This window comes from Pseudomonas sp. EL_65y_Pfl1_R83 (assembly GCF_963970695.1).
In the GTDB taxonomy this organism is placed as follows: domain Bacteria; phylum Pseudomonadota; class Gammaproteobacteria; order Pseudomonadales; family Pseudomonadaceae; genus Aquipseudomonas; species Aquipseudomonas tritici.
In genome coordinates this window covers 1-515 of the sequence record NZ_CAXAQI010000258.1, presented here as the reverse complement: position 1 = coordinate 515, position 515 = coordinate 1, and the positions used below count along the sequence as shown (strand labels likewise).

Sequence of the window (515 nt, the reverse complement as noted above, 5' to 3'; positions counted from 1 at the left end):
GAGACGAGATCGGCGACGACCGCGAAGCCGCGACCGGCGTCGCCTGCACGGCCCGCTTCCACGGCCGCGTTCATCGCCAGAACGCGCGTCTGGAACGCGATCTTGTCGAGGCCTTCGATCACGCTGTCGATGCCCTTGGCGCTTTCGGACACGCGGCCCATCGCCTGCACCGCTTCATCGGCGATTTCACGACCGCCCGAGACGGTGGCGATCGCGCCGTCGGCACGGGCAACGGTGCGCCCTGCGGCATCTGCGCTTGCCTTCAGGCGACCATCGATCTGGGTGATCGCGGCGGAGGTTTCCTCCAGGCTGGCGGCATTGCCTTCGGTCCGGCGTGCGAGATCTTCCGACGCCTGCGCGATTTCGGTCGAGCCGGTGCCGATGGCCGAGGTGCTTTCCACGACCCCGCCGATCAAGCCGCGCAACGCTGCGGTGGCGGCGTTGAAGTTGGTCTTGAGTTCGGCATAGTTGCCGGGGAAATCGGCGTTGATCGTCGCGGTCAGGTCGCCAGCGGC

The 515-nt window shown here is 67.8% G+C and carries 1 protein-coding gene; it reads right to left on the bottom strand.

Going from position 1 to position 515, the window contains the following annotated elements; translation table 11 throughout:
• Positions 1–515, bottom strand: a 515-nt coding sequence (locus AACY08_RS28735) for a methyl-accepting chemotaxis protein (RefSeq protein ID WP_339472477.1), incomplete at both ends; no start/stop codon positions are given.